General features: G+C 71.7%; 27 protein-coding genes, 1 tRNA gene and 2 pseudogenes. 11 read left to right on the top strand and 19 right to left on the bottom strand.

All coding sequences use genetic code 11. From position 1 onward, the window contains the following. Positions 1-295: 295 nt before the first annotated feature. The 5 genes and pseudogenes from AB0J21_RS04000 to AB0J21_RS03980 form a co-directional block, all read right to left on the bottom strand. The gene (locus AB0J21_RS04000; protein ID WP_363144213.1) at positions 296-538 is read right to left on the bottom strand and encodes an integrase core domain-containing protein; all 243 of its coding nucleotides are present in this window, start codon (positions 536-538) and stop codon (positions 296-298) included. Between the two features lie 63 nt (positions 539-601). Further along, on the bottom strand, positions 602-1201 hold the full coding sequence (locus tag AB0J21_RS03995) for an IS3 family transposase (protein WP_363144212.1): 600 nt from the start codon (positions 1199-1201) through the stop codon (positions 602-604). 20 nt (positions 1202-1221) lie between these two features. Then, on the bottom strand, positions 1222-1368 hold the full coding sequence (locus tag AB0J21_RS03990) for a hypothetical protein (protein ID WP_363144724.1): 147 nt from the start codon (positions 1366-1368) through the stop codon (positions 1222-1224). Positions 1369-1441: 73 nt separating this feature from the next. Then, a pseudogene (locus tag AB0J21_RS03985) lies at positions 1442-1573 on the bottom strand (transposase); the annotation flags it as partial. A gap of 397 nt (positions 1574-1970) precedes the next feature. Further along, positions 1971-2044 (bottom strand) — tRNA-Thr (locus AB0J21_RS03980). Between the two features lie 526 nt (positions 2045-2570). On the opposite strand from AB0J21_RS03980, the gene ugpC reads away from it, so the two are divergent. The 3 genes from ugpC to AB0J21_RS03965 all read left to right on the top strand — a co-directional run bounded on the left by ugpC (position 2571) and on the right by AB0J21_RS03965 (position 5300). Then, positions 2571-3701, top strand: a complete 1131-nt coding sequence (ugpC, locus tag AB0J21_RS03975; protein ID WP_363144211.1) for a sn-glycerol-3-phosphate ABC transporter ATP-binding protein UgpC — start codon at positions 2571-2573, stop codon at positions 3699-3701. Positions 3702-4053: 352 nt separating this feature from the next. Beyond that, entirely contained in the window at positions 4054-4470 is a 417-nt protein-coding gene (locus AB0J21_RS03970; RefSeq protein ID WP_363144210.1) for a hypothetical protein, read from the top strand. A 62-nt stretch (positions 4471-4532) separates the two neighbouring features. Continuing rightward, complete coding sequence (locus tag AB0J21_RS03965) at positions 4533-5300, top strand: nucleotidyltransferase family protein (protein ID WP_363144209.1); 768 nt, start codon at positions 4533-4535, stop codon at positions 5298-5300. Positions 5301-5516: 216 nt separating this feature from the next. Here AB0J21_RS03965 and AB0J21_RS03960 read toward each other — a convergent pair whose 3' ends face one another. From AB0J21_RS03960 to AB0J21_RS03935, 6 genes are all read right to left on the bottom strand, one after another. Next, positions 5517-7337 (bottom strand): DoxX family protein, encoded by a 1821-nt coding sequence (locus AB0J21_RS03960; protein WP_363144208.1) that lies wholly within the window; start codon positions 7335-7337, stop codon positions 5517-5519. Positions 7338-7500: 163 nt separating this feature from the next. After that, positions 7501-8445, bottom strand: coding sequence for a 23S rRNA (guanosine(2251)-2'-O)-methyltransferase RlmB (gene rlmB, locus AB0J21_RS03955; RefSeq protein ID WP_363144207.1), 945 nt, complete (start codon positions 8443-8445; stop codon positions 7501-7503). Positions 8446-8638: 193 nt separating this feature from the next. After that, on the bottom strand, positions 8639-10042 hold the full coding sequence (cysS, locus tag AB0J21_RS03950; RefSeq protein ID WP_363144206.1) for a cysteine--tRNA ligase: 1404 nt from the start codon (positions 10040-10042) through the stop codon (positions 8639-8641). Positions 10043-10288: 246 nt separating this feature from the next. Beyond that, positions 10289-10786, bottom strand: a complete 498-nt coding sequence (ispF, locus tag AB0J21_RS03945; RefSeq protein ID WP_363144205.1) for a 2-C-methyl-D-erythritol 2,4-cyclodiphosphate synthase — start codon at positions 10784-10786, stop codon at positions 10289-10291. Beyond that, positions 10776-11561, bottom strand: coding sequence for a 2-C-methyl-D-erythritol 4-phosphate cytidylyltransferase (ispD, locus tag AB0J21_RS03940; protein ID WP_363144204.1), 786 nt, complete (start codon positions 11559-11561; stop codon positions 10776-10778). Before ispD ends, ispF begins: the two co-directional genes overlap by 11 nt. 305 nt (positions 11562-11866) lie before the next feature. Continuing rightward, entirely contained in the window at positions 11867-12349 is a 483-nt protein-coding gene (locus AB0J21_RS03935) for a CarD family transcriptional regulator (RefSeq protein WP_003953493.1), read from the bottom strand. Between the two features lie 813 nt (positions 12350-13162). On the opposite strand from AB0J21_RS03935, the gene AB0J21_RS03930 reads away from it, so the two are divergent. After that, the gene (locus AB0J21_RS03930) at positions 13163-13825 is read left to right on the top strand and encodes a DUF461 domain-containing protein (protein ID WP_363144203.1); all 663 of its coding nucleotides are present in this window, start codon (positions 13163-13165) and stop codon (positions 13823-13825) included. An 82-nt stretch (positions 13826-13907) separates the two neighbouring features. Here the strand turns inward: AB0J21_RS03930 and AB0J21_RS03925 are convergent, their stop codons facing one another. After that, positions 13908-14588, bottom strand: coding sequence for a response regulator transcription factor (locus AB0J21_RS03925; protein WP_363144202.1), 681 nt, complete (start codon positions 14586-14588; stop codon positions 13908-13910). Further along, a complete protein-coding gene (locus AB0J21_RS03920) occupies positions 14585-16015 on the bottom strand; it encodes an ATP-binding protein (RefSeq protein ID WP_363144201.1) in 1431 nt (476 codons plus the stop codon). Before AB0J21_RS03920 ends, AB0J21_RS03925 begins: the two co-directional genes overlap by 4 nt. A 234-nt stretch (positions 16016-16249) precedes the next feature. Here AB0J21_RS03920 and phoU point away from each other — a divergent pair, with 234 nt between their 5' ends. The 4 genes and pseudogenes from phoU to AB0J21_RS03900 form a co-directional block, all read left to right on the top strand. Further along, entirely contained in the window at positions 16250-16927 is a 678-nt protein-coding gene (gene phoU, locus AB0J21_RS03915) for a phosphate signaling complex protein PhoU (protein WP_363144200.1), read from the top strand. A 195-nt stretch (positions 16928-17122) separates the two neighbouring features. Beyond that, entirely contained in the window at positions 17123-17281 is a 159-nt protein-coding gene (locus AB0J21_RS03910; RefSeq protein WP_363144199.1) for a hypothetical protein, read from the top strand. Between the two features lie 251 nt (positions 17282-17532). Next, positions 17533-17928, top strand: coding sequence for a 5-carboxymethyl-2-hydroxymuconate delta isomerase (locus AB0J21_RS03905; RefSeq protein WP_363144198.1), 396 nt, complete (start codon positions 17533-17535; stop codon positions 17926-17928). Positions 17929-18113: 185 nt separating this feature from the next. Beyond that, positions 18114-18308 (top strand): annotated as a pseudogene (locus AB0J21_RS03900) (ubiquinone biosynthesis protein UbiE); the annotation flags it as partial. A 44-nt stretch (positions 18309-18352) separates the two neighbouring features. On the opposite strand, the gene AB0J21_RS03895 reads toward AB0J21_RS03900, so the two are convergent. The 4 genes from AB0J21_RS03895 to AB0J21_RS03880 all read right to left on the bottom strand — a co-directional run bounded on the left by AB0J21_RS03895 (position 18353) and on the right by AB0J21_RS03880 (position 21302). Then, positions 18353-19147 (bottom strand): recombinase family protein, encoded by a 795-nt coding sequence (locus AB0J21_RS03895; RefSeq protein WP_363144197.1) that lies wholly within the window; start codon positions 19145-19147, stop codon positions 18353-18355. 601 nt (positions 19148-19748) lie between these two features. After that, entirely contained in the window at positions 19749-20177 is a 429-nt protein-coding gene (locus AB0J21_RS03890) for a DUF4267 domain-containing protein (RefSeq protein ID WP_363144196.1), read from the bottom strand. 236 nt (positions 20178-20413) lie between these two features. Next, positions 20414-20800: a VOC family protein gene (locus AB0J21_RS03885; RefSeq protein WP_363144195.1), complete on the bottom strand. Its 387-nt coding sequence runs from the start codon at positions 20798-20800 to the stop codon at positions 20414-20416. A 151-nt stretch (positions 20801-20951) separates the two neighbouring features. Beyond that, entirely contained in the window at positions 20952-21302 is a 351-nt protein-coding gene (locus AB0J21_RS03880; RefSeq protein WP_363144194.1) for an antibiotic biosynthesis monooxygenase family protein, read from the bottom strand. Between the two features lie 167 nt (positions 21303-21469). On the opposite strand from AB0J21_RS03880, the gene AB0J21_RS03875 reads away from it, so the two are divergent. Next, a complete protein-coding gene (locus AB0J21_RS03875; RefSeq protein WP_363144193.1) occupies positions 21470-22051 on the top strand; it encodes a TetR family transcriptional regulator in 582 nt (193 codons plus the stop codon). Positions 22052-22536: 485 nt separating this feature from the next. Next, the gene (locus AB0J21_RS03870) at positions 22537-22776 is read left to right on the top strand and encodes a hypothetical protein (protein ID WP_363144192.1); all 240 of its coding nucleotides are present in this window, start codon (positions 22537-22539) and stop codon (positions 22774-22776) included. A gap of 80 nt (positions 22777-22856) precedes the next feature. Here AB0J21_RS03870 and AB0J21_RS03865 read toward each other — a convergent pair whose 3' ends face one another. Continuing rightward, complete coding sequence (locus AB0J21_RS03865; RefSeq protein ID WP_363144191.1) at positions 22857-23615, bottom strand: phosphoglyceromutase; 759 nt, start codon at positions 23613-23615, stop codon at positions 22857-22859. A 194-nt stretch (positions 23616-23809) separates the two neighbouring features. On the opposite strand from AB0J21_RS03865, the gene AB0J21_RS03860 reads away from it, so the two are divergent. Next, positions 23810-25306: an MFS transporter gene (locus AB0J21_RS03860; protein WP_363144190.1), complete on the top strand. Its 1497-nt coding sequence runs from the start codon at positions 23810-23812 to the stop codon at positions 25304-25306. On the opposite strand, the gene AB0J21_RS03855 is transcribed toward AB0J21_RS03860, so the two are convergent. After that, a complete protein-coding gene (locus AB0J21_RS03855) occupies positions 25207-26196 on the bottom strand; it encodes a cupin domain-containing protein (protein ID WP_363144189.1) in 990 nt (329 codons plus the stop codon). The two genes, AB0J21_RS03860 and AB0J21_RS03855, sit on opposite strands and share 100 nt — an antisense overlap. Positions 26197-26744: the final 548 nt, after the last annotated feature.

Genomic DNA, 26744 nt, shown 5'->3' with positions numbered 1-26744 from the left:
GGGAGCGGCGACGTCCCACTCCCCGACACCGCCGCCGAGGCCCGCGCCGTCCGGGGCAACGTCCTGGCCATCGCGCCCACAGCGCTCGTCCCCGCCGCCCCCTGGCCGCACGCGGGCCGGAGGTCCTGGCCCTCGACCACAGCAGGGTCACCCGCATCCCCGGCCCCATGCGCCGCACCCCCCGCCCCTGCCGCGCACCTGACCGGGGCGTCGCTCACCCACGCCCGTCGGCCCTTCGCCGCCGATCCCGAAGGATTCCTGCTTTGTCAATCCCCTGGTTTCGTAGAGACCTCTTCTATGCGGCCTGGCACCTCTGGTCGCTCTTCTTGCGTGCTTCGGTGATGGTCCGTTCGAACTCCTGCGGCGGAAGGCCGCCGGCCGCGCTGTGCCTGCGTCTCGGTTTGTAGAACCCGGTGATCCAGGTGGCGATCTTCAGGCGGGCCTCGGTGTGGGTGGCGAACCGGTGCCGGTGGATGTACTCGACCTTGATCAGCGAGTTGAACGACTCCGCGGCGGCGTTGTCCAGCGCTGACCCCACCCGCCCATGGACTGCACCACGCCCAGGCGGTCACACAGGGTGTTGTACGCCTCTGACGTGTACTCACTTCCTCTGGCGCTGTGAAAGATCGTCCGCGTCCCTCCGGCCGCCGCGTGTCGCGGCCGCCATCTTCAACGACGCGCCGACCAGGGCCGCGTCGTGATGCTCGCCCATGGCATAGCCGAGGCAGCGGCGCGAGAACGCATCCAGGACCGTGGCCAGATAGATCTTGCCCTCGCCGGTCTCGATCTCGGTCATGTCCCCGTACCAGAGCACGTCCGGGGCCACCGCGTCGAAACGGCGATTCACCAGATCAGGAGCGGCCTTCCGCCTGCCCTGCCGGGTCAACGACCGCCGCCTGGGCGGTTTGCGGCCCTGCAGACCGAGCTCGGCCATGAGCTCCGCGACGGTGTTCACCGACACCTTCCAGTTCTCCGCCCACAGGTCCAAAGTGATCCTCGGCGAGCCGTAGGTGCCGCCGGACGCGGTGAAGAAGTGGATGATCCGTTCCTCCAGCCTCGCCCTCCGCACCTCGCGTTTCGTCGGCTCGTCGGGGCGCCGGCGCCACTTGTAGAACACTGCCTCGCTCACCCCGACCACCCGGCAGGACACCCGGTGCGGGACGCCGTGCTCGACCCTCTGGTTACCGATGAAGGCGGCCACCGCCTCCGGAGCGTTCTCCGTCACTTCACCCAGAGGTCCATGCATCGCTTGAAGACATCACGCTCCATCACCAGCTCCCGGATCCACTTGTTCTTCTCGGCCATCTCCCGGCGCAGCCGCTCCAGCTCCGCCCGCTCGGCCTCCCGCACCCGACCACCGGCCCCCACTGCCACTGGCGGCTGTCGGTTGCACGGGCCGGTCCGCGGACGTCGTGCCGTTGCGCCGCCACCGCGACACCCAGCTGTGCAGCGTGCCCGGGTTAATGCCGAGCTCCTCGGCGACGTCCCCGGCCGACCTCCCGGTCTCGACCACGATCCGCACCGCGCCCTCACGGAACTCGGCATCGTACGGCGGCTTCTTCTTCGACCCCATGAATCCCAACTCCCCCTGCAACCACGGGCTCCACGCTACGAGGGGATGGTCACCGAAACGCTCTCCCGAGTCACGAACCATCTCCTCGGGCTGCCCCCTTGCCATCCGCACTAGCGTCAAGCGCTGAGTCGCGTGGGCGCGGGAGGTGAGGCGGCGTGCCGTCGAGTGGGAATGCGCTCGGTGACCGGTTGTCGTAACTCGACAATGGCAAGAGAAGCAGTCGCACGAACGCCGAGGCGCTCCGGGCCACCGGTGCCGCACGCCGCTTGCCCGTTTGGCCACCGCTCGGCCACCGGGGGTCCGGGAGGGGGCGCCGATGAGGGCACGAAAGCAGGGAAGAGGGGCGAAGCAAAAGCAAAGACCCAGGTCGGAGAGGCTCTGACCTGGGCCTGCGCAGAGCCCCCTGTCGGATTCGAACCGACGACCTACGCTTTACAAGAGCGTTGCTCTGGCCAGCTGAGCTAAGGAGGCGTGCTCCGGCAGTGTAACCGGAGCGCGGGGGCGGGTCAGGGGTGTGGGACGGGGATTCGTACGGGCGCGGGGCGTGCGTGTGCCAGCCACCGGAGACCCGGGGGGCGGTCGGTGCAGGGGCGTTCGCGCGGGCCCGCCGCCGCAGGACCAGGGGGGCTGGTCGGCGCAGGGTCCTGCGCGGCCCCCTCGGCCCGAGGTGCGGGCGGGGCGGTCGGGCGGGCGGGCGGCCTTGTTCGCCGGACCCGTTTCACTCGTCGTCGCGCACGGTCACCGCTCGTCCCACACCCGGCGCCGGCCGTCACCCGCAGTCCACCGCCGCGCACCACCGCGTCACCCCGCACCCGGCCGTCACCCCGCCTTGTCCTGTCCGGGCGAAAAGTCGGTGAACATCACATGAGCCGGAGTACTGACAAGTGGAGTTCCCGGGGGTAGCGTCAAGCTCCGGTTCACCCGTGTGGACTACAACCACTCATCTTCCTTTACTCGGATCGTCCGGCACGTTCCTGCCGGTGAAGGGGGCCTCATCATGGCCACTGTGACGTTCGACAAGGCAACTCGTGTGTACCCGGGTTCCGAGAAGCCCGCTGTCGACCAGCTGGAGATCGCGATCGAGGACGGCGAGTTCCTCGTGCTCGTCGGTCCGTCCGGCTGCGGTAAGTCCACCTCCCTGCGCATGCTCGCGGGGCTTGAGGACGTCAACGGCGGAGCGATCCGCATCGGCGAGCGCGATGTGACGCACCTGCCGCCCAAGGACCGGGACATCGCCATGGTGTTCCAGAACTACGCGCTGTACCCGCACATGACGGTCGCCGACAACATGGGCTTCGCCCTGAAGATCGCCGGCGTCAACAAGACGGAGATCCGCGCGAAGGTCGAGGAGGCGGCGAAGATCCTCGACCTCTCCGAGTACCTCGACCGCAAGCCGAAGGCGCTCTCCGGTGGTCAGCGTCAGCGTGTCGCGATGGGCCGTGCCATCGTCCGTGAGCCGCAGGTCTTCCTCATGGACGAGCCGCTGTCGAACCTCGACGCCAAGCTGCGCGTGTCGACGCGTACGCAGATCGCCTCGCTCCAGCGCCGGCTCGGCATCACCACCGTCTACGTCACCCACGACCAGGTCGAGGCCATGACGATGGGCGACCGGGTGGCCGTGCTCAAGGACGGTCTGCTCCAGCAGGTCGACTCCCCGCGCAACATGTACGACAAGCCCGCGAACCTGTTCGTGGCCGGCTTCATCGGCTCCCCCGCGATGAACCTCATCGAGGTGCCGATCACCGACGGTGGCGTGAAGTTCGGCAACTCGATCGTCCCGGTCAACCGCGACGCTCTCAAGGCCGCCGCCGACAAGGGCGACAAGACCGTGACCGTCGGTGTGCGCCCCGAGCACTTCGACATCGCCGAGCAGGCGAGCGCCGCCGACAAGGCCGCCCTGTCGAAGGACGCCCCGGCCGGTCTGCCGATCACCGTGAACGTCGTCGAGGAGACCGGCGCCGACGCCTTCATCTTCGGCACCGTCCAGGTCGGCGGCGAGACCAAGGACCTGGTCATCCGCGGCAACAGCCGTGCCGTCCCGGAGAAGGGCGCCGTGCTCCACGTCGTCCCGCGTCCCGGCGAGTCGCACGTGTTCGCCACCTCCACCGGCGAGCGCCTCAGCGACTGACGACCGTCCGCCGACGGCTGTCGGCGAACGCAGCACCCCGGCCCCGTCCTCCCCGCGTCAGCGGTGGGGGCGGGGCCTCGGCGTGCGCGGCCCCTTCTCCGACCCCGGCCCCAAGGCGTCCGCGGCCCACCGGGTCACGGGCTGCCGCCGCGCCCCCCGGTTTTCCTCCCCCACCCCCGGGGGAAGGCCCGCCGCCTCCCCGGAAAGCCCGCCACGCTAAGGGAATTGACGGTTCCGGTTCCGCCGCCCCACCCTTCGACGTCAACTTCCGTACAGCGAGGGCGCAGCGAAACGTCACTCGGGAGAGTGACTAAATGTCGCCATGCCATCACTGCCCGCTACGCTCTCACGCGTGAACCACACCGCTCGCCGTATCGGCCGTTCCCTCGCCCTCGTCCTGCCCGTCGTCCTGGTGCTCTCCGGGACCCTCGCCGTGACCCGGGTCAGCTGGACCACGACGCCCGTCGAGTCCTCCGCGCTGACCGCCTCCGCCACCGACATCTCGGCCCCCGCCCGCAGCCGCACCCCGCAGGACCGGCTGCGCGACCGGCTGCTGGCCGAGCTGAAGGAGAAGGACCCGGGCATCGCGCTGACCCACCTCCAGCAGGAGATCCACGAGCGTCCCTCGCTCGCCGGGCACTGCGTGTCCATCGCCCGTTCCCTCGGTGAGGCCGCCGTCCGCGCCTACGGCCCCTCGCGCGCCCAGTCCTTCTCCCGTCCCGTGTGCGACACCGCGTACGCGACGGGGGTGGCCGCCCATCAGAGCTGACCCGGTACGGACACCCCGCCGTTCACGCCCGGGCGCCCCGTGGTGCCGCGTAAAGTTCCGCCATGAACGGCGAATCGAACACCCGCCCAGAGCCGGCCGCCCCCACCGGCCGGACTCCGGGCCTTCCGCGCCAGGCGGTGATCCTGGCCGGCGGCCAGGGCTCGCGGCTGCGGCCCTACACGGACGACCGTCCCAAGCCGATGGTCGAGATCCCCGGGACCGGGGTGCCGATCATCGGCCACCAGCTCGACTGGCTCGCCCATGAGGGCGTCACGGACGCCGTCGTGTCCTGCGGGCATCTCGCGGACGTCCTCCAGGACTGGCTGGACCACACCGAACTCCCCCTGCGGGTACGGACGGTAGTCGAGAAGGAGCCCCTCGGCCGGGGCGGCGGGCTGAAGTACGCCGCGGCCCGGCTGCCGCATCCCGACGAACCCTGGTACGCCACCAACGGGGACATCTGGACCAGGTTCCCGCTGCGTTCCATGGCCGCCTTCCACGCGGAGCGCGCCGCGACCGCGACGCTCGCACTGGCCCGGCCCCGCATCCCCTGGGGCGCCGTCGAGACCGACGCCTTCGGCCACATCACCGACTTCATCGAGGCGCCCCCGTCGCCGTATCTGATCAACGCCGGGGTGTACGTCCTCGCCCCCGAGTTCGCCGGTCTGCTGCCCGGCCGGGGCGACCACGAGCGGACGACCTTCCCGCACCTCGCGCGCGAGCGCAGGCTCGCCGGCTACCCCCTCCCGCAGGGCGCCTACTGGCGGGCCATCGACACCGCCAAGGACCTCAAGGAAGCCGCCAGGGAGCTGGCCGGCGACCGGCGTTAGACCCCCGCCCGCCGGTACCGGGTCTCGCCGGTCACCGGGCCTCCCCCGGCAGATCCGTGCCCTCCGCGCCCTCCGCACCGCGTACGAGACCGCACGCGGGAGCGCGTACGAGACCGCATACGGAGCGGGGCCCCGCCATCCACCCGGCAGGGCCCCGCTCTCGTACCGCGTCCGGTGTCGCGAACGGTCCACGCGGCCCGTCGCGTCCGTCCAGGATCAGCCGAACAGGCCGCCCAGGGAGCCGCCTTCGGGCTCCGGTTCGGAACCGCCGCCGCCCGAGCCGCCGCCCGAGCCGCCCTCGGCGGGGGCGCCGCCGCCCGTCGTACCGCCCCCGGAGGACGTGGGGCCGCCCCCGCCGGAGGAGGACGGGGCCTGCTGCTGCGGGGCCTGCTGCTGGGGCGGGGGCGCCTGCTGCGCGCCACCGCTGCCCGGGGTCGAACTGCCCTGGGTCTCGCTCGGCTGCTGCTGGGCCGTGCCCGAGCCCGGGGAGGTGGCCGCCCCGGTCGCCGCCTCCGGCTGTGCCGGGGAGTCGCTGCTGCGCGAGGGCTGCGGGGCGGGGCTACCGCCCTGCTGGCCCTGCGTGGGCGTGCCCGACGTGCTGGGGCTCGTGCTGCTCTTGGGGGCCCGCTTCTTGCCGGGCTCCTTCGGCAGCGGGGCGCCGGGCAGTTCGTTGCGCGGGGTCTGCCCGGGGCCGGTGACCCGGTCGGAGTCGCGGACGGCGCTGCCGAGCAGTGAGCCGACGAGCAGGGTGCAGCCCACGATGACGGTCGCGGCGAGTGTGCCGCGCCGCAGGACACGGCGGCGCAGCGCGGCGAGCGTGACGCGCGGGCCGAGCCGGCGCCAGGCCTCGCTCGCGAGCCGGCCGTCCACCGAGTACACGGGGGCACCCGCGATAACGAGCGGGCTCCACGCGGCGAGGTAGATGAAGTCGGGTGCGTCGTAGGCGGGGACGGTCTTCCAGCTGACCGTCACGAGCAGCGCCGCCGACAGCAGCGCGCCGAGGCTCGCGGCGACCCGCTGCCACAGGCCGAACACCGTCAGGACGCCCGCGATGACCTGGAGGAAGGCGATGGTCAGCCCGGCGCCCACCGGGTGCTGGAGCGCGAAGTCGCGCATCGGCTCGGCGAGCGCCCACGGGTGCAGGGAGTTGAGCCACTTGACCATGGAGCCGCGCTCGCCGCCGTCGAAGTACACGGGGTCGCACAGCTTGCCCATCCCGGCGTACACCGAGATGAGGCCGAGGAAGACGCGCAGCGGGAGCAGGACCACGCCGAGGTTCATACGGCGGCCCGGGTAGTACGCGTGGCGCACCGCCGACTCGGACTTGCGGGTCGCGGCCCCGCCCCGGTTGGGGAGCGGCTCGACGCGGCGCAGTTCGCGGGTGCTGTCGTCGAGGGCGACGGCGTCCTCGTGGTCCACGTGCGGGCGGCCGGGCTCCTCGCCGGGCCCGCCGCCGTACCCGCTCTCCTCGTAGGCGCTGCCGTAGCTGCGCATGTGCGGGAGGAGGGAGGTGCGGGCGGGCGCCTCGACGGTGCCGGTGGCGGCGGAGCGGGACTCGGCGGGGCTCTGGGGCCCCAGGAGGTCCTTGGGGCGTCCGAAGGGCTGGGTGTCCTCGGTGTCGAGCACCGGGGCGGCCTGCGCCGGGACGCCGTCCTCGTAGCCGGAACCGGCCGTCTCCGGGTGGCGCACGCCCGTCGTGCGCACCGCCTGGAGCAGCCCGGTCGCGGCCGTGTCGCCGGGGGCGGAGCGGCCACTCCAGACCACCGGGGCGCGGCGGCGGGCGACCCCGCTGCCGGCCCCGCCGACGACGGGCGCGCGGCGGGCCTCGCCCGGCGCCGCGCCCGCGGGACGGCGGGCGGCGACGCGGGCGGAGCGGGGCTGCGCGGTGGAGGGGAGCTGCACGCGGAAACTCGCGTGCGAGACGATCACCTGCGCCGGGTCGCTGGCCACCTTGACCATGGCCAGCGGTGGGGGCTCGTCGAATCCCGTCGAGGTTCCCCCGGTGGGATTGCGGGGTGTTCTTGTGTCCACACTCATCTAACCGAGTGATGGGTGCTTTGGACACTGCCTTGACGCGGACGATCTGTCCGGGCCGCGTCAAGATCTTCCCAACCCGTACGGCGACAGCCCGGTAGCCTCCCAACCCGTACGGCCACGGCCCCCGTTGCCGCGCTTCCCGCGCTCCCGGGGGCCGTACGGATCAGGCGCGGCGGCGGGCCGCCTCGTACAGCACGATCCCGGCGGCGACCCCGGCGTTGAGGGACTCGGCGCCACCCGGCATCGGGATGGACACGCGGTAGTCGCAGGTCTCGCCGACGAGCCGGGACAGCCCCTTGCCCTCGCTGCCGACCACGATGACGACCGGGCCGTCGAGCGCGGCCAGTTCGCCGACGGTGGTGTCACCGTCGGCGGCGAGGCCGACGACCGCGATCCCGGCCTTCTTGTACGCCTCCAGGGCGCGGGTCAGGTTGGTGACGCGGGCCACGGGGGTGCGCGCGGCGGCGCCCGCCGAGGACTTCCAGGCCCCCGCGGTCATCCCGGCGGCGCGCCGCTCGGGGACGATCACGCCGTGGCCGCCGAACGCGGAGACGGAGCGGACGACGGCGCCGAGGTTGCGCGGGTCGGTCACGCCGTCGAGGGCGACGACGAGCGGGTCGCGGCCCTCGTCGTACGCGGCGGCGGCGAGGTCCTCGGGGTGCGCGTACTCGTAGGGCGGGACCTGGAGGACGAGGCCCTGGTGGTTGAGCCCGTTGGTCATGCGGTCCAGCTCGGGGCGCGGGGCCTCCATGAGGTGGATGCCGCCGCGGTCGGCGGCGAGCTTGAGGGCGTCGCGCACCCGCTCGTCGTTGTCGATGAACTGCTGGACGTAGAGCGCCGTCGCGGGCACCCCGTCGCGCAGCGCCTCGAAGACGGGGTTGCGGCCGACGACCAGTTCGGAGGTGGAGCGGTTGCCCCGGCCCTTCGTGGCGCGGGAGCGCGCCTGTGCCTGCTTGGCCTTGGCGTTGGCGAGGCGGTTCTTGACGTGTCCCTTGCGTGCTTCGGCGGGCGGCGTGGGGCCCTTGCCTTCGAGGCCGCGGCGCCGTTGGCCACCGCTGCCGACCTGCGCGCCCTTCTTGCCGGACATGCGTCGGTTGTTCGCGGCCATGATCTACCTGTTTCTGGAAAGTCCGGGTTACTGAGAAGTCTGGAGTGTGCGGGGAGGGAGCCGGTCGTACGGCCGGTCGTGCGTGCGGGCGGGCCCGGGAGACCGCGGGCGTCACTTACGAGCGTACGGAAGTGTGCGGGCGACCGCGCCGGTACGGGTGGCCGCGGGGCGGCCGGGCCCGTACCGGTGCGGTTCAGCGTGGTCCGAGGGTCCAGCGGGGGCCGGCCGGGGAGTCCTCGATGACGAGGCCGGACTGGCCGAGCTGGTCGCGGATGGCGTCCGCGGCGGGCCAGTCCTTGCGGGCGCGGGCGGCCTCGCGCTGGTCGAGGACGAGCCGGACGAGGGTGTCGACGACGCCGTGCAGGTCCTCGGCGCGTTCGCCGCCCTCGCCGGTCCACCGCGCGTCCAGCGGGTCGAGGCCGAGCACCCCGAGCATGGCGCGCACCTCGGCGAGCCGGGCGACGGCGGCCTCCTTGTCGTCGGCGGCGAGCGCGCTGTTGCCCTGGCGGACGGTGGTGTGCACGATCGCGAGGGCCTGCGGGACGCCGAGGTCGTCGTCCATGGCCTCGGCGAAGGCGGGCGGGACCTCCTCGGCGGGGGCGACCTCGCCGCCCGCGAGTTCGCCGACGCGCTGCACGAAGCCCTCGATCCGGGCGAAGGCGGACTCCGCGTCGCGCAGCGCCTCCTCGGAGTACTCGATGGTCGAGCGGTAGTGCGGGGTGCCGAGGTAGTAGCGCAGCACGATGGGCCGCCACTGCTTGACCATCTCGCTCACGAGGACGGAGTTGCCGAGCGACTTGGACATCTTCTCGCCGCTCATGGTGACCCAGGAGTTGTGCACCCAGTAGCGGGCGAACTCGTCTCCGTACGCGACGGCCTGGGCGATCTCGTTCTCGTGGTGCGGGAAGATCAGGTCGATCCCGCCGCCGTGGATGTCGAAGACCTGGCCCAGGTACTTGTGGGCCATCGCGGAGCACTCCAGGTGCCAGCCGGGACGGCCGCGCCCCCAGGGCGTCTCCCAGCTCGGCTCGCCGGGCTTGGCCGCCTTCCACATCGCGAAGTCGCGCGGGTCCCGCTTGCCGGTCTCGCCCTCGCCGGAGGGCTGGCGCAGATCGTCGAGGCTCTGGTTGGACAGCGACAGGTACGCGGGGAAGGAGCGCACGTCGAAGTACACGTTGCCGTCCGCCTCGTAGGCGTGACCGCGCGCGATGAGGGTGCGCATCATCTCGACCATCTCGGTGACGTGGCCGGTGGCTCGCGGTTCGTAGCTTGGCGGGAGGCAGCCGAGGGCGGCGTAGCCGTCGTTGAAGGCGCGCTCGTTCTCGTAGCCGATGGCCCACCAGGGGCGGCTCTGCTCGGCGGACTTGGCGATGATCTTGTCGTCGATGTCCGTGACGTTGCGGATGAACGTGACCTCGTAGCCGCGGTAGGCGAACCAGCGGCGCATGATGTCGAAGTTGAGGCCCGAGCGGATGTGCCCGATGTGCGGTGCGGCCTGCACGGTGGCGCCACACAGGTAGATCGAGACGCAGCCCGGCACGAGGGGGCTGAAATCACGGATCTGCCGGGCGCTGGTGTCGTACAGGCGAATAGTCACCCCTCCAGGGTAGACGGAGCCGCGCACTGCCTGTACCTCAACGGTGCGCTTCGGTGCGCACCGGGGCCGGGAGGTGTCCGGAGGGCGACGCGGGAGGGGCGGCGGGACCGTCCACGAGGCGGTGCGCACGGGTGTGGGTCGCGGCCCCGGCGCACCAGCGCGGTCGGCCGCGGACCGAACCCGGCCGACCGCCGCCCCACCGTCCCGCCGTCCCGCCGTCCTGATGTCCACAGGGTGCGGGGACGGCTACCGCGCCCAGACGACCGCCGTGGCGAGCGCCGCCAGTCCTTCGCCCCGGCCGGTGAGCCCCAGCCCGTCGGTCGTCGTGCCGGAGACCGACACCTCGGCCCCGGCGGCGGCGGACAGCGCCGCCTGCGCCTCGGCCCGGCGTCTGCCGATCTTGGGGCGGACCCCGATGACCTGCACCGCGATGTTGCCGATCTCGAAGCCCTCGGCCCGTACGAGGCGGGCCGCCTCGGCGAGGAGGGTGGCCCCGGCCGCCCCGGCCCACTCGGGCCGCGAGGTGCCGAAGTGCGCGCCGAGGTCGCCGATCCCGGCGGCGGAGAACAGCGCGTCGCACGCGGCGTGCGCGGCGACGTCGCCGTCGGAGTGCCCGGCCAGTCCGTATCCCCCGGAGGCGGCCTCGTCCCACAGCAGGCCCGCGCACCACAGTTCGCGGCCCGCCTCGAAGGCGTGCACGTCGGTGCCGATGCCGACCTTCGGCAGCCGGAACTCAGTAGCCATCGTTGGCCCTCCTGCGGGCGAGTACGGCCTCGGCGAGGACGAGGTCCAGGGGGCGGGTCACCTTGAACGCCTCGGCGTGGCCGGGGACGACGACGACGGGCAGCCCGAGCGTCTCGCACATCCCGGCGTCGTCGGTCGCGCCCTCGCCGTCGACGGGGACGGTCTCGTGGGCGCGGACGAGCGCGGCGCGGTCGAAGCCCTGCGGGGTCTGCACGGCGCGCAGCCGGGCGCGCGCGGGCGTCGCGACGACGGGCTCGGGGCCGCCCGCCGGGTCCGGCTCGACCTCCTTGACGGTGTCGGCCAGCGGCAGGGCGGGGACGACGGCGGGGGCGCCCGCGCGCACCGCCTCCACCACCGCGTCCACCGTGTCGACGGGCACGAGGGGGCGGGCCGCGTCGTGCACGAGCACGGTCGTGACGTCCTCGGGGAGCGCGGCCAGCCCGAGCCGTACGGACTCCTGCCGGGTCTCGCCGCCGGGGACCACGCGGAAGTCGGTGCGCTCGGGCAGGGCGTAGTCGGACAGCAGCGCGCCCACCTCGGCGACCCCCTCGGGCGGGGCGACGACGATCACGAGGCTCACGGCCCGCGAGTTGGCCATCGCCCGCACGGCGTGCACCAGCATCGGGGTGCCGCTGAGCGCGCGCAGCGCCTTGGGCGCCCCGGGGCCGAGCCTGACCCCGCGCCCGGCGGCGGGGATCACGGCGGCGGTACGGACGGGGACCGTCGGGGGCGTCTGGGCCAGGGGGCCGGGCGTCGGACGGGTTTCGGCAGACATCGCTTCCGTTCAGGTTTGTACGCTCGGGCCGGGTGGGTAGGCCCACAGCGTGCCGGGCGATGCGCCCAGACCGGACCCTTCCGTGACTTTCCGGTCGAGCCACTGCCCGGGCACGTGGACTTCTACGGCACCAGCGTGCCGTATCTCACGCAGGACGAGCGGGCCGGGGCCCGCCGGGGGGCCGGATGAGAGCGTGACGCGAAGCGGGCACGGTGCGCCGGGGCGGTGCCTGACGCAGACATGCCGCAGTGCCCGGCGACTCTCAGGTCATCGGGCACCACGGCACAGGTGATTCAGCCGCTGGATCAGGAGGCGAGTACCTCGTCGAGCAGCGCTTCGGCCTTGTCCTCGTTGGTGTTCTCGGCGAGGGCCAGCTCGCTCACCAGGATCTGGCGAGCCTTCGCGAGCATTCGCTTCTCACCTGCGGAGAGACCGCGTTCGCGCTCCCGGCGCCACAGGTCGCGCACTACCTCCGCGACCTTGATGACGTCACCGGAGGCGAGCTTCTCAAGATTCGCCTTGTAACGACGCGACCAGTTCGTGGGCTCCTCGGCATAAGGCGCGCGCAGCACCTCGAAGACCCGGTCCAGTCCATCCTGACCGACCACATCACGCACACCCACGAACTCCGCATTGTCCGCAGGCACACGCACTGTCAAGTCGCCCTGGGCGACCTTGAGCACCAAGTAGGTCTTGTCCACGCCTTTGATCTGGCGAGTTTCGATTGCCTCGATCAGCGCGGCCCCGTGATGGGGATAGACCACGGTGTCGCCAACCTTGAACGTCATGTGACAGGTACCCCTTCCGTGGCTATCCAGGGTAACACGAGAACTGCGTCTTCTGAATGGCGTTTTCGCAGGTCAGGGCATATCTCGGGGCTTGACAACAACGGCGCGAACGTGCTGCGAAAGGCTTCCGGGAGCGGGTATTCGCAGGTCGGAGCCGCTGTCCGGCAGATGCGAAACGCGTAACTTTCACGCATCGAGGGGGCCGGTCAAGGCGTCATATGTCCCGGTTTGTCCACCCGGGAGAACGCGATTTTCGCTACTCCGTTCGCGTGGCGGAACTCCGTACGAGCGAATCCGGAATTCGCCCTGCGGCCGGAAGGCGATCATCCGGTGTGGCGTGAAACTCTCCACTCCCGCCCGCTTCCCGCGAGGCACGGACGCGGCCCCGGCCGGATGTCCGTGATCACCTTCGCGTTGATCAATTCCCATTAGTCGCGCAGGTCACTTAGCCCCCACGAACCACTTATGCGCTGCTTAAGTCGCCGGATACGCCGGATTGCGGGGTCCCGCGCGCACCGGCCGCCCCTCTCCCGTCCTCCGCCGTCCTCCGCGCCGGGCCGGCTTTCCGGGCGGTGGTGGTGCCGTGGGCGGAAAGCGGCGGGGCCGCGGTGCGGGCCCGCCGTGCTTCCGGTGCTTCCGGTGCGGTTGCCCCGGTCGCTTGGGGCGGGTCGGGTGCGGTGCGCGCAGGACGGCTCGGTAACCTGAGCGCGCTGACACACCCTTAGGGCGGCTTTACGTCGTCCGCCCCCGTACCGCCCCGTACCGCCCTTCCGTAGAACCCGTACCGCCCTCGTTCAAGGAGTAGCAGCCGCCGTGAGCAGCAGCCTTCGACGCGGCGCCCTCGCCGCCTCCGCCCTCGCGTTCTCGATCGCCACGCTCGCCGCCTGCGGCGCCGGTAACAACGCCCAGACGCTGGAAGTGAAGCCGGACAACGCCGCCGCCACGGTCGGCCAGGTGAAGATCCAGAACGCCACGGTCGTCACCCAGCCCAAGCGCGACGCGACCGGCCCCGCCGTGGTCACCGGGACCGTCTTCAACAACGGCCCCAAGGACCAGACCCTGGAATCCGTCACCGTGAACGGGGAGCGGGCCGAGCTGAAGTCCGGCAAGGGCGGCTCGACCGTCACCGTCCCGGCCGGCGGCAGCGTGCTGCTGGGCGGCAAGGGCAACGCCTCCGCCGTCCTGCCCAGCGGCCGGGAGTCCGTGCGCGACGGCGCGACGCAGCTGGTCAACTTCACGCTCAGCGAGACCGGCAACGTCCGGATCCCCGCGTACGTCGTCCCGGCGACGAGCTACTTCAAGGGCTGGGGCCCGACCGAGGCGCCCTCGCCCGCCGCGAGCGCCGCGGACTCGGCCTCGCCGAACGGTTCGGCCTCGCCCTCCTCGTCCGCCTCCGGCGAGCCCGGCACGGACACCGGGCAGCCCTCGGAGTCCGCGGGGACCCCCTCGGACACGGCGTCCGCGAACGTCGGCTGAGCCGGCCCCGCAGCGGTACGCGGGAGGGGCGGGACCACGTGGTCCCGCCCCTCCCGCGTGCTCACGCGTCGTACGGGCCGGTCTACGGCTCGAACTTGTAGCCGAGGCCGCGCACCGTCACCAGGTAGCGCGGGGCCCCCGGGTCGGGCTCGATCTTGGCGCGCAGCCGCTTGACGTGCACGTCGAGGGTCTTGGTGTCACCGACGTAGTCGGCTCCCCAGACCCGGTCGATGAGCTGCATACGGGTCAGGACCCGGCCCGCGTTGCGCAGCAGCATCTCCAGCAGGTCGAACTCCTTGAGCGGCAGGTCGACCTTGCCGCCGCCGACGGTGACGACGTGCCGGTCGACGTCCATGCGGACGGGCCCGGCCTCCAGGGCGACGGGGCTGACCTCCTCGGGCTCCCCGCGCCGGCGCAGGACGGCCCGGATGCGGGCGACCAGCTCCCGCGAGGAGAAGGGCTTCGTGACGTAGTCGTCGGCTCCTATCTCCAGGCCGACGACCTTGTCGATCTCGCTGTCCTTGGCGGTCACCATGATGACGGGCACGTTGGAGCGCCCGCGCAGCTGGCGGCAGACCTCGGTCCCGGGCAGGCCCGGCAGCATCAGGTCGAGCAGGACGAGGTCGGCTCCGTTGCGTTCGAACTCGTCGAGTCCGTCGGGCCCGGTGGCGGCGATCGCCACCTCGAAGCCCTCCTTGCGGAGCATGTAGGACAGGGCGTCGCTGAAGGATTCCTCGTCCTCGACGACGAGCACTCGGGTCACGGAAGGACCTCCGGGGCGGGAAGGGGTTCGTACGAGGTGGACTCGTCGGACGGACCGGTGATGGGGGGCGCGGGGGTACGGGACGCGCCCGTCGCGCGGGACCGCGCGGTGAAAGGTGAGGTCGTACGGGAAGCGGCCGGGCTCGCGCCGGAGGGGCCGCCAGGGCCCTGGTGGCGCGGGGCGCGGTGGGAGGTGGCGCCCGCGGCCGGTTCGTCCCCGGCCTCACCCTCGTACGGGTGGCTGGCCGAGGAGCGGTCACGGGCCGGGGCCGAGGCCTCCGGGAGACGCAGGGTGAAGGTGGAGCCCTGGCCCTCGGAGCTCCACACGGTGACCTCGCCGCCGTGCGAGGCGGCGACGTGCTTGACGATGGCGAGGCCGATACCGGTGCCGCCGGTCGCGCGCGAGCGGGCCGGGTCGACGCGGTAGAAGCGTTCGAAGACGCGGTCGCGGTCCTTCTCGGAGATGCCGATGCCCTGGTCGGTGACCGACACCTCGACGAGCGGCCCCGAGCCGCCTCCGGCCGGGACGCGGCGGGCGGCGATGCCGACGCGGGTGCGGACCGGGCTGTAGTTGACGGCGTTCTCGACGAGGTTGCCGAGGGCGGCGGCGAGCTGTCCGCGGTTGCCCCACACGTACAGGCCCTCGGTGCCGCCGGCCGCGATCGTGATGTTCTTGCTGCCCGCCGTCTGCCGGCAGCGGTCGGTGGCCTCGGCGACGAGGTCCTGCACGCGGACGGACTCGGCGTCCTCCAGCGGGTCGTCGTTCTGGACGCGCGAGAGGTCGATGAGTTCCTGGACGAGGCTCGTGAGCCGGGCCGCCTCTATCTGCATGCGGCCCGCGAAGCGCTCGACGGCCTCCGGGTCGTCGGAGGCTCCCGCCACCGCCTCGGACAGCAGGGACAGCGCGCCGACCGGGGTCTTCAGTTCGTGGCTGACGTTGACGACGAAGTCACGCCGTACGGCTTCGATGCGGCGGGCCTCGGTCAGGTCCTCGACCAGGAGGAGCACGAGCCGGGAGCCGAGCGGGGCGACGCGCGCCGAGACGGCCAGGGCCTCGCCGCGGCCGGTGCCCCGGCGCGGGAGGTCCAGTTCGATCTGCCGTATCTCGCCGTCGCGCCGGGTGTCGCGGGCCAGCCTCAGCATCGGTTCGACGGCGAGCCGGCCGCCGCGCACCAGGCCGAGGGCGTAGGCCGCCGAGGAGGCCTTGACCACGGTGTCCTCCTCGTCGAGGACGACGGCGGAGGAGCTGAGCACGGACAGCACGGTGTCCACCCCGGGGGGCAGGACCGCCTCGGTGTGCAGAGAGGTACGGGTCCTGCTGGGTCTCTTCTGCTCCCGCTCACTCCAGCGGAAGGCCAGGGCGCCCACGGCGCCGGTGCTGAGACCGGCGAGCGCGGCCGCTGCGGCCACCGCCGCGTTCACGTCCATGTCCCCAGGGTAGGCGGACGGCGGGCCCGGCTCCCAGCCGTTCGGGTGCCGACTCGAACACTCGTCGCCCAGAGTTCACCGTGACGACGGTGCCGGTTCACTTCCGTGGCCGGAGCCCGTCGCCCGCACCGCCGAACGTGGCAGCGTGGGGCACGACGTACCGGCCCCCGGCCCGACGGGAGGGCGGCCACCGTGCCGGCCCGGCCGCTCTCAAGCCCTGGAGAAGGAACCGCTATGCGCGACGCGTACCACGAGGAACTGGACTCGATCGGCGACGACCTGGTCGAGATGGCCCGGCTGGTCGGCTCGGCGATCGGACGGGCCACGACCTCGATACTCGACGCCGACCTCAAGCTGGCGGAGAGCGTCATCGCCGCCGACCAGAAGGTCGACGACCTCCAGCACGACCTGGAGGCGAAGGCCATCGCCCTGCTCGCCCGGCAGCAGCCGGTCGCCACCGATCTGCGGGTCGTGGTGACGAGCCTGCGCATGAGCGCCGACCTGGAGCGTTCCGGAGACCTCGCCCAGCACGTCGCGAAGCAGGCGCGGCTGCGCTTCCCGGCCTCGCCGGTGCCCCGGGACCTCCAGGCGACGCTCCTGGAGATGGGGCAGCTCGCCCAGCGCCTCATGGCGAAGGCCGCCGAGGTCATCATCACGAAGGACATCGACCTGGCGCTCCAGCTGGAGCAGGACGACGACGAGATGGACCTCCTGCACCGCGCGCTCTTCCAGCACCTCATGGACGACCGCTGGCAGCACGGCGTGGAGACCGCCGTGGACGTGACCCTGCTCGGCCGCTACTACGAGCGTTTCGCGGACCACGCGGTGTCGGTCGCCAAGCGCGTCGTGTACCTGGTCACGGGCGAGCACGCGGACGAGATCCAGGCCGCGAGCCCGGTCGACGGCGGCTGAGCGCGTCCCGCCCCCGCCGAAGGCCCTGGGGCGGGGCGCCCGGCCGGGGGCGTGGGCGGGCCGGGGCGGGACCGGCTCACTCCTGTGCGCCGTTGATGCGCCCGGCGGGCGGGCGGTGCAATGGGGTGGGCCGTACGACATCGCCTGATCGCCTGCCCGCGCGCCCTCAGCGGCGCCCGAAGAGGAGGGAACCCCATGGCCGAGTCCCCGACCCCCGCCCCCACCACCGAGCCGCCCACCCACTCCCCCGAACTGCCCGCCCTGGCCCTGCTGGGCGCGTGCGGCTGCGGTTCGGGCTGCGGCTGCGGCTGTCAGTCGGGCTCGCCCTGCCAGTGCGGCGGCTGCTCGGGCTGACCCCGGGTTCAGGCCGTCTCCGTCGCGTACGGCGGTGCCCCGCGGGAACGGTTCGCCCCTTCGCCGGGTGTCCGCCGCGCGGCACCGCCGTACGCGCGCTGCCGTCCGCACCGGCCGACGGTGTTCAGAGCGGGGGTGACGGGCCTCACGCCCGCCCCGTGCCCGGCCCCGCCCCCCGTCGGCGAAAATGGATGCATTACCCATCGATGAGTGATCGACCGGGAGCCGGAATCGGGAGACCGGAGCGTCCATTGCCCCACATCACCGTCGACTACAGCGCACGCCTGGCCGACACCTTCGACCGCCTGGCCTTCGCGAAGGAACTCCAGCCACTGGTCGTCGAGACGACCGACTCGGCCGGCGTGTGCAAGGTGTTCTTCCGCCCCGCCGCCGAGACCTACGTGGCCGGCACGGAGGAGGCGGTGTTCGCCCACGTCGACGTCGGCCTCCTCCCCGGCCGCCCGGCCCCCCTCAAGTCCCGCCTCGCGGAAGCACTCCTGCACCTCCTGCACACCCACATCCCACCCCGCCCCGACGCCCTCCCCGTCCTGTCCGTGGAGGTGAGGGACCTGTCCCCGTCGTACCGGCTCACGGGAGAGGGGCTGCGGGGCGCGGGGACGGGTGGGCACGAAAGCGACCGCGGATAGCGGCACCGCACTCGGCGACGGACAAGCACCGTGCCTGGCAGGTGAGTTCGGCGGGACGATGCCACCGGGCGCGGGAGGTGCGCATGTCGGCCGCTCTGAGCGGAAGTTGGTGGTCGGCCGTGCGGCGCACGGTCCTCACGAGACATCACGGCTGCCGATGTGTACCGCATGTTTGACTGGCCCGTATGTCATCGACTCTTGGTGTACCCCGCCCCGATCAGGCCGCCTACATGCTGCGGGCCGCCGCCGGCGATGCCGGCCGTGCGTACAAGCAGCAGTTGCTCGACCTGCTGGACATCCAAGCGGGCCAGACCGCCCTGGACGTGGGGTGCGGCCCCGGCACCGACCTGCCGGCGCTGGCGGAACGCGTCGGAGACGGCCCACTTCTCGTATAGCTGCCGCCAAGGCGAGTAACACTGAGTAACTACACGGGGCTGCGGTCGCGCTGCTGAAGGGCGGCGAAGTCGTCGCGGGCCGACTCGATGGCTTCGGGGTATGCGTGGGCCTTCTCGTGTTCGGCGAGGGCCCGATAGATGCTGGCGGTGGACGGGCTCTGCCCCTTGCGCTTGCCGGTGGGGATTATCAGGTCGGGCTGGATCTGCTCGACGGACTCGCCGAGTGCCTTGCGACGCAGGACGGTGTGCAGCATGTCGTCGGTGATGACCGGGGGCCGGCCGCCGTACTTACCCTTGCGGGCCGCGGTGTCGAGCCCTTCCAGCGTCGACTCGCGGATGATCTCCCGCTCGGTCTCCGCCATCGCCGCGAAGAAGCCGAGCAGGAGCTTGCCCGGCCTGGTGGGGTCGTAGATACCGGGCAGCGGTCCGGCGAGCATCTCCAGCACCAGGCCGTGCTCGGTCAGATGGTCCGCGAGGGCGGTGAGCTCGGCGGCATCGCGTCCGAGCCTTCTCATCTCGTACACCGTGAACAGGACCCGGCAGTGCGGGGCGTGCGCCTTGATCTCCCGGGCGGTCTTCAGTGCCTCCTCGAAGGCGGGGCGGACCTTGATGCGGGTGCTGATCTTCTCGCTGAAGACCTTGTCCTTGTCGATGCCGTGCTTGGCGAGCGCGTCGAGCTGCGAGTCGAGTTCCTGCCCGAGGGTCGAGCAGCGGGCGTGGCCGATGCGGATGTCCGCGCTCGGCAGGTCCGGATCGACTGCGGCGGGCACCGGAGCCCCGGGCCGCCACGGCTGGCCGGGTCCACGGTCGGCCGGCGTCTGCATCCGCAGCTCCTTCGCGAGCTTGGACACTTTGGTGAAGCGGCCGGTGTGGTAGGCGCTGGCGACCGCTCCGCTGCGCGAGCGGCACGGCGAGCCGGGAGCCGCCTTGCACCTAGGGCACGGATGGCGTTCGACGAGATCGGCTTCCGACCCGGCGGGCGGGGACGGCTCTTGAGGGCCCGTCATGACCCCGGATTTTCGCACAACGCAAGTCGCAGAACCCCACTCCCACCACTTTTGAGTGTGAACGACTTTTGCAATCCGATCGGCTTCTCGGCGGTCTCCGTCCGGCTCTATTTGCTCTTGCTCGGGCAAAGGAACGTTTATGAGAATCGGGGCAAGGGATCAGTTCTACTCAACCGGCCTAGGTCTCGTTTCCGTGGTGGCGCGGGTGATGAGCGGCACGGTGGTGACCGGCGGCACACGTGCCCAATACCAGCCAGTGGCCCGGTGGCCGTGGTCGCTGCGGCGCAGCAGGCGGCCTCAACCGTCAGGTCGTCGCTCACTGGAAGAAGATCGTCTGCCTGGCCCTTCCTGGCGGTCGCTGACAAATATGGGGTGGCCCGGCCACATGGCCGGGCCACCCCATCGGGGCATGCAGTTGTCAGGCGGGCTGCGCGGCGGGCGCCGAGGCGGGGGCCCTGTGCGCCTTGCTGGTCTCGCGGAGGGTCAGCAGGCCCGTGGCCGCGATAAAGGCCGAAGTCAGGCCGTGGATGCCGAACGCGGCGGACAGGGAGCCGTGGTGGGTCAGGACGGTGATCATGTCGCCGAACGGGGCGACGGCCTCCATCAGCAGGACCCAGCCCAGGGCGCGGCGGTGGCCCGTCAGCAGGAGGATGCCGATGACCAGGCCCATCGCGAGTTCGCGGGTGCCCTTCATGATGAGGAAGCCGTCGCCGTTGCCGGCGGGCCAGGTCGGCAGGCCAACGCCTTGAGTGGACGCCACCGGGGCCAGGATGAAGGACAACCCGAGGTAGAGGACGAACAGGGCGCAGACGGTGGCCAGGACGGTGGTGACGTTCTTCAGCGACATGGTTCTTCTCCTTTGACGTTCAGCCTGGGGTGGGGCAGGGGTTCAGCGGCGGATACGGCGGGCTTAGCGCGGGCGGCCGATGGCGCGCCAGATGACGCGGACCGGCGAGTGGGGGACAAGATCGCCTTACTCGGCCTCTGACCGCACCGGCCTGCCGGTTCGTCTTCGCCGATGCCGGTTTTGCCGCGCTCCCGCCACCACTAGTGAAGCCGTGGTCCGCTGGGCCGCCATCGGCCTCACGACCCGGCGCCGCCTGGGGTGAGGATTTCCATAAGGTGTCCGTTGGGGTCGTGGAAGTAGGTGCCCCTGCGGCCTTCGGTGCGTTCACTGCGGTAGGTCTGCCCGACTTCTCGGCATGCGGGATCGCCGTAGTAAGTGATTGCGCCGTGCTGGATGCGGGCGAGGGCTGCGTCGAACTCCTGCTCACTGACTATGAACGCGTAGTGGTGTGGCTCGAAGTCGTCCAGCTGGTCGTAGTCGAGGCTGACCTGGTTGGCCAGCGTGACCGGCGTGAAGTGTGCCAGCGGCGGATCGACCCTCAGGCCGAGGATGTCGGCCAGGAACTGCGCCGAGGCTTGCGGGTCACGGGCGGGGACGATGGTGTGATTCAGCTCCACGGTCATGGTGACCTCTTGTCAGGGACGGGGCTACGTGTGGTGCAAGGCGCGGCCGGCTTCGGGCTCGGCCTTGATGCCCCGGCACGGCGCATGAATACGTGACTGCCCGGGGGAGGGAAGGCTTCTCCAACTGCCCTCACTGACTGCAACTGCCGTGTCATACGTCGATCTGCTCGAAGATGTGCGGGTACGAGACGATGTCGTCGCCGAACTCGGCCGCCATGTGCTGGAACTCCGGGCTGGCGAACGCCGTGGCGAGCGCCTCGGTCGACTCCCAGACCGCGACGTTCATCAGGAGCCGGCTGCCTGCCGTCCCCTTGTGCATCCGGAGCGAGACGAATCCGGGCTGAGTCCTCATGAACTCCGCCTGCCTCCGGAAGAGGGCCAGGAACTCCTCGGTCCTCTCCTTCGGGACGACGAAGGTGTTGGCCAGGACGACGGGCCCGGCCTCCTCCTCGAACTGCGCGAACATCGGCGTACTCGGGTCCAGGCTCTGCAATGTGGCCATCTTCGGCACTCCCTCTCGCCATTGGTTGTTCCACGGCACCCGGGCCGTGGCTTCAGGAACCTTCGAGGATCGCGATCATCACACCAACACTCGTTGGCAAACGCTTGTTGGCGAACCTAGAGCCGAAGCCCTGGACTGTCAACACGTGTTGGCCTACATTTGTTGGCATGACTGGCACCACGGAGAACAAGCAGGTCGCACGGCGTTCCGACGCCACCCGCGCCACGATCCTCACCGCGGCCCGCGAGCGATTCGCGGCGGACGGTTACGAGAAGGCCACGATCCGGGCCATCGCGCGCGACGCGAAGATCGACCCGTCGATGGTGATGCGCTACTACGGCAACAAGGCGGGCCTGTTCGCGGCAGCCGTCGCGATCGACCCCGGCCTGCCCGGCCTGCCCCTCGAACCCCGCGAGGAGATCGGCCGCACACTGGTGCGCCACTTCCTTACCCTGTGGGAGGAGAACGGGGAGCTCACCGCACTGATGCGGGTCGGCGCCACCGACCCGGCCGCAGCCGAGCGCATGCAGTTCGTGCTGCGCGAGCAGTTGATCCCGCTGGCCCGCCTGGTGGGCCCGCGGCCGGAGCAGGCACGGACGCGGGCGGCACTGTGCGCCTCGACCGTACTGGGGCTCGCGCTGACGCGCTACGTGCTGCGGTTCCCGGAGAGCGTGGCGCTCGGCCGCGAGCAGATCGTGGACTGGCTCGGACCCACGATCCAGCGGTACCTCACCGCACCCACGCCCTGAAACCGTTCTTCACCACCGCGCTGGGGACCGTCGGACCGCAGGAGACGGGCTCCGCGGCGGGACTGCTCAACGCCGTCCAGCAACTCGGCGGAACGCTGGGCGTCGCTCTCGTCGGCGGGATCTACCTCGACACGACCGGCAGCCCCGCACAGCGGCCGAACACGCGCTCGGCGCGGCCACGGCGCTCCTGGCGGCCACCGCGGCGGCCGCCGGTCTGATGACGGCGCGCCCGCGCCGTACCCGTCCGGCCGCTCCCGCCGACGCGGCGGACTGACCGTCGTACCGACGTCGTACCGGCGTCGCACCGCCGTCACCTCCCCGGGGACCGCCCGTCACACGGTCTCAGTGGGAGCGGCTCGCACGCAGACGGACCGTTTCTGTTCCCTCCGCGTCTCTCCCCCGCCATCACCCAGCCCACCGACACGTCCCGGCTGTACGTGTCCTCCGACTCCCCCCAACACCAGGAGGGCTCGCGGGAAGCCGAGTTGACGGGCACCTTCGGCGACGGCGGCACGGCGCCGCTGCCGCACTGCTCGTCCGCCACCTCAGGCAACAACGACAACCTCGGCCCGGACGCGGGGAACCCCTACGTCACACGGGACACCGCGATCCCCGGGGGCGCCCGCTCGGCCACCCTGTCCTGGCGAGTGTCCACCGCGGGCGACAACGGGTACCGGGCCGTCGACCACCTGCGTGCCGACGGGTTCCCGCTCCCGCGGAACTGACCAGCGCGCACCCGCTCCACACCTCAGCCCCCTGCCGCGGCACACGCCGCGGCAGGGGGCTGAGGGAACGGAGGCTCGGGCTACTTCTTGCCCTGGTTCTTCACGGCCTCGATGGAGGCCTTCGCGGCTTCCGGGTCGAGGTAGGTGCCGCCGGGGTTGAGCGGCTTGAAGTCGGCGTCGAGTTCGTACGCCAGGGGGATGCCGGTCGGGATGTTGAGGCCCGAGATGTCGGCGTCCGAGATGCCGTCGAGGTGCTTGACCAGGGCGCGCAGGCTGTTGCCGTGGGCGGCGACCAGGACGGTGCGGCCGGTCAGGAGGTCGGGGACGATGCCGTCGTACCAGTACGGGAGCATGCGGACCACGACGTCCTTGAGGCACTCCGTGTCGGGGCGCAGCTCCGGGGGGATCGTCCCGTAGCGCGGGTCGTCGCTCTGGGAGTACTCGGCGCCGGCGGCCAGCGGGGGCGGCGGCACGTCGTAGGAGCGGCGCCACTGCATGAACTGCTCCTCGCCGAACTCGGCCAGGGTCTGCGCCTTGTCCTTGCCCTGGAGCGCGCCGTAGTGGCGTTCGTTCAGGCGCCAGGAGCGGCGGACCGGGATCCACAGGCGGTCGGCGGACTCCAGGGCGATCTGCGCCGTGCGGATCGCGCGCTTCTGGACCGAGGTGTGCACGACGTCGGGGAGCAGGCCGGCGTCCTTCAGCAGCTCACCGCCGCGGACCGCCTCCTTCTCGCCCTTCTCGGTGAGGTTCACGTCCACCCAGCCGGTGAACAGGTTCTTCGCGTTCCACTCGCTCTCGCCGTGGCGGAGGAGGATCAGCTTGTACGGTGCGTCGGCCATGCCCCCGAGCGTAATCGAAGCCCTTGCCGACCGGTGCCCTGGCCCGGTCCGTGGACGCCACGGGCGGGCCCTCCTTTCTTCCCATCGACGGTTGACGGTAAACGTCAATTGAGTGGCCTTCCGTCGATCGCCCTTCGTAAGGTGTGCGTATCCGAGGAGCCGCTTACACCCGCTAGACCCTGGGGGAACCGTCCATGTCCGTCAACGCCTTGCGCCGGGCCGCGCGCGACAGCGTGTCCGGGTTGCCGCGCGACTTCTGGTGGTTGTGGGCCAGCACGCTCATCAACCGGCTCGGCGGATTCGTCTACACCTTCATGGCGATCTACCTGACGCTGGAGCGCGGTTACTCCGCCTCCTACGCCGGTCTGGTCGCCGCCCTGTTCGGTCTCGGCGGGGTGCTCGCCTCGCTCGTCGGCGGGGTGCTCGCCGACCGGTACGGGCGGCGGCCCACCATGTTCCTCGCGCAGAGCGCGACGGCCGTCTCGGTCGCGGTGCTCGGGCTCGTGACCGATCCCGTCGCCATCGCGTGCGTCGCCGCCGTCGTCGGCTTCGCGAACGCCGCGTCGCGGCCGGCGGTGCAGGCGATGCTCGCGGACATCGTGCCGGCCAAGGACCGGGTGCGGGCCTTCGCTCTCAACTACTGGGCGATCAACCTGGGCTTCGCCGTCTCCTCCTTCGCCGCCGGGCTCGTCGCCGAGCACAGTTACCTCGCCGGTTTCCTCGGGGACGCCGTGCTCACCCTGCTCTGCGCGCTCGTCGTCTTCCTCAAGCTGCCCGAGACGCGCCCCGAGCAGGCGCCGGGCACCGGCCCGGGCTCCGCCGCCCCGGCCGTCGGCCTCCGGACGGTGGCCAGGGACGGACGGTTCATGGCCGTCGTCGGCATGTCCTTCCTGGTCGCGCTGATCTTCCAGCAGGGTTCCGTGGGTCTGCCCATCGCCATGGGCCAGGCGGGTTTCACGCCCGCCGACTACGGCATGGCCATCGCCGTCAACGGTGTCCTGATCGTCGTCCTCCAGATCCCCGTCACCCGGTTCATCGAGCACCGCGACCCGGGACGGCTGCTCGTCATCTCCTCCGTCCTCGCCGGTTACGGGCTCGGGCTCACCGTGTTCGCCGGCTCCATGGGCGTCTTCGTCCTGACCGTGTGCGTGTGGACCCTCGCCGAGATCGTCAACGCGCCGACCCAGACGGGCCTGGTCGTACGGCTCTCGCCCGTCCACGGACGGGGGCGCTATCAGGGCGTCTACGGGCTCTCCTGGTCGGCGGCCGCGCTCGTCGCCCCCCTCATGTCCGGCGCGATCATCGACCACCTCGGGGCGCGCTGGCTGTGGATCGCCTGCGCCGTCCTCGGGACGATCGCCGGCCTCGGTTACGCCGTCGTCCTTCGCGGTTCGCAGGACGACGTGACCGTGACCGCGTCCGTGACGGAGGTCGTCGAGGAGGGGGCCGGTGCCGGTGGCCTCGCTGACGTCCCCGCCGCCTCCGGTGTTCCCGCCGTGACCGCCGAGGTCGCCGGGGTCGCCGAGGTCGCCGGGGTCGAGCCGGTGATGGTCGTGCCCGTGCCCGTTCAGGAGGGCTCTGCGGGGGCCCTTCAGGAAGACGTGGGCGTCCCTTCCGCCGTCCCCGTCTCGGTACCCGTCTCCGTCGCCGTCTCCGCCTCCTCTCCCGTGGCCAGTTCGAAGTCCGCGTAGTCGAAGCCCGGCGTCACCATGCACGCCACCAGGACCGGTCGGCCGTCCGCGGGTTCGGCGCGCTGCCAGGCCCCGGCCGGGACGAGGTGCTGGAAGAGGCCGCCGCTTCCGGTGCCGGAGCCGAGGAGGACCCGCTCGCCCGGCGCCGGAGCCGGGCCCGTGCCGCCGGTCTCCAGGGTCAGCCGCCCGCCGTGCTGCCACAGCCACACCTCGTCGTGCCGCACCCGGTGCCAGGCGGACTGCTCGCCCGGGGCCAGCAGGTACTCGATGAGTGTCGCCGTCGGTCTCTCGCCGGCCGGGGTCCCGGTGGTGGTGGCGCTGCGGTAGGTCTCGCGGAACCAGCCGCCCTCGGGGTGCGCCTCCAGGCCCAGCGCGGACGCCTCTTCGGGGACGGGCGGCAGGGGTGCCTCGGCGAGCGCGGCCAGGCCGGGGGCGAAGACCTCGTCCCGGAACAGCGCCCGCTGTGCCTCCCCGTCGCCCTCGACCGGCTGGTACGTCGCCGACCAGCGCACCGTGCACGCCCGCCCGCCCTCGCCCTCCGGGGTCACCTCGATCCGCGCCAGGTAGTCGCGGACCGGGAAGGGGTGGGTGACGAAGCCGTACTCCAGGACCAGCGACGACGCGTCCGAGCGCAGCAGTTCCTCCGTGAGGCGGGCGCCGTCCGCCGCGATCAGGTCACGGCGGGCCGGCCGGTGCTCGGCCGTCGAGCTGTGCGTGATCAGCGGGTGCCAGTCCGCGATGCGCGGGAAATCGGCCACCAGTCGCCACACCTCGGCGGCCGGCCGCTCCACTCGCGCCTCCGCCACCGCCTCCATGACCCGCACCTCTTCCCCCACCTTCGCCTCTTCCCTCACCTTCAGCTCCTCTTCCCTCATCTTCAGCTCTTCCATCGCTTCCCCACCTTTCGCCGCTTCTGCTGCCTTCCACACTTCTGCTGCTTGCACTGCTTGCACTGCTTGCACTGCTTGCACTGCTTGCACTGCTTGCACTGCTTGCACTTCCATCGCTCCGGTCACTCTCCGCGCAGTGACCCGACCACTCGTTCGTCACTCTACGTAATGTCACGTAAGGAATGCGTGAGCTTCTGTTCGTATCGGGGAGCGGTGGCCCGCGCCCCGGTCCGTCAGCTCGTCACCCCGCGTGCGTGGGCCTGCGCCACAGTCCCTCTTGAGCCCCTGCCCGCTCTCGTCGGGACGGTCACTCAGCCCGGGCTGCCCGCCTCCGCCACCCCTCAAGGCTCAGCCCGGGCCGGCCGCCTCCGCCGCCTCTCGCGGCTCCGCTCTCCCGGGTGCCCGCGCCCACTCGCGCGCCTCGGCACGGACGGCCCGCGCCGCGCGACGCTCGCTCCTGTGCCACCGGCGCGGTTCCCGGCCGGGCAGCCGTCCTAAGGCGAGGGAGCTGCCCAGTACGCCGGGCAGCGTCCCGCTCACCACCACCG

The organism is Streptomyces sp. NPDC049954, from assembly GCF_040656295.1.
Taxonomy (GTDB): Bacteria; Actinomycetota; Actinomycetes; order Streptomycetales; family Streptomycetaceae; genus Streptomyces.
Note: the sequence above shows the minus strand (reverse complement) of the source record. Positions and strands in the feature narration are given on the sequence as shown.

Bases quoted from the DNA above. Each gene is read 5' to 3' on its own strand.
- AB0J21_RS03910 (WP_363144199.1), top strand. From the start codon at position 17,123: ATGGCCGAGTCCCCGACCCCCGCCCCCACCACCGAGCCGCCCACCCAC.
- AB0J21_RS03935 (WP_003953493.1), bottom strand. From the start codon at position 12,349: ATGACGTTCAAGGTTGGCGACACCGTGGTCTATCCCCATCACGGGGCC.
- AB0J21_RS03865 (WP_363144191.1), bottom strand. From the start codon at position 23,615: ATGGCCGACGCACCGTACAAGCTGATCCTCCTCCGCCACGGCGAGAGC.
- ugpC (WP_363144211.1), top strand. From the start codon at position 2,571: ATGGCCACTGTGACGTTCGACAAGGCAACTCGTGTGTACCCGGGTTCC.
- ispF (WP_363144205.1), bottom strand. From the start codon at position 10,786: ATGGCTACTGAGTTCCGGCTGCCGAAGGTCGGCATCGGCACCGACGTG.
- AB0J21_RS03880 (WP_363144194.1), bottom strand. From the start codon at position 21,302: ATGGCCACATTGCAGAGCCTGGACCCGAGTACGCCGATGTTCGCGCAG.
- AB0J21_RS03855 (WP_363144189.1), bottom strand. From the start codon at position 26,196: ATGGAAGAGCTGAAGATGAGGGAAGAGGAGCTGAAGGTGAGGGAAGAG.
- AB0J21_RS03875 (WP_363144193.1), top strand. From the start codon at position 21,470: ATGACTGGCACCACGGAGAACAAGCAGGTCGCACGGCGTTCCGACGCC.
- AB0J21_RS03885 (WP_363144195.1), bottom strand. From the start codon at position 20,800: ATGACCGTGGAGCTGAATCACACCATCGTCCCCGCCCGTGACCCGCAA.
- phoU (WP_363144200.1), top strand. From the start codon at position 16,250: ATGCGCGACGCGTACCACGAGGAACTGGACTCGATCGGCGACGACCTG.
- AB0J21_RS03960 (WP_363144208.1), bottom strand. From the start codon at position 7,337: ATGAGTGTGGACACAAGAACACCCCGCAATCCCACCGGGGGAACCTCG.
- AB0J21_RS03920 (WP_363144201.1), bottom strand. From the start codon at position 16,015: ATGGACGTGAACGCGGCGGTGGCCGCAGCGGCCGCGCTCGCCGGTCTC.
- AB0J21_RS03890 (WP_363144196.1), bottom strand. From the start codon at position 20,177: ATGTCGCTGAAGAACGTCACCACCGTCCTGGCCACCGTCTGCGCCCTG.
- ispD (WP_363144204.1), bottom strand. From the start codon at position 11,561: ATGTCTGCCGAAACCCGTCCGACGCCCGGCCCCCTGGCCCAGACGCCC.
- rlmB (WP_363144207.1), bottom strand. From the start codon at position 8,445: ATGGCCGCGAACAACCGACGCATGTCCGGCAAGAAGGGCGCGCAGGTC.
- AB0J21_RS03965 (WP_363144209.1), top strand. From the start codon at position 4,533: ATGAACGGCGAATCGAACACCCGCCCAGAGCCGGCCGCCCCCACCGGC.
- AB0J21_RS03895 (WP_363144197.1), bottom strand. From the start codon at position 19,147: ATGCAGACGCCGGCCGACCGTGGACCCGGCCAGCCGTGGCGGCCCGGG.
- AB0J21_RS03860 (WP_363144190.1), top strand. From the start codon at position 23,810: ATGTCCGTCAACGCCTTGCGCCGGGCCGCGCGCGACAGCGTGTCCGGG.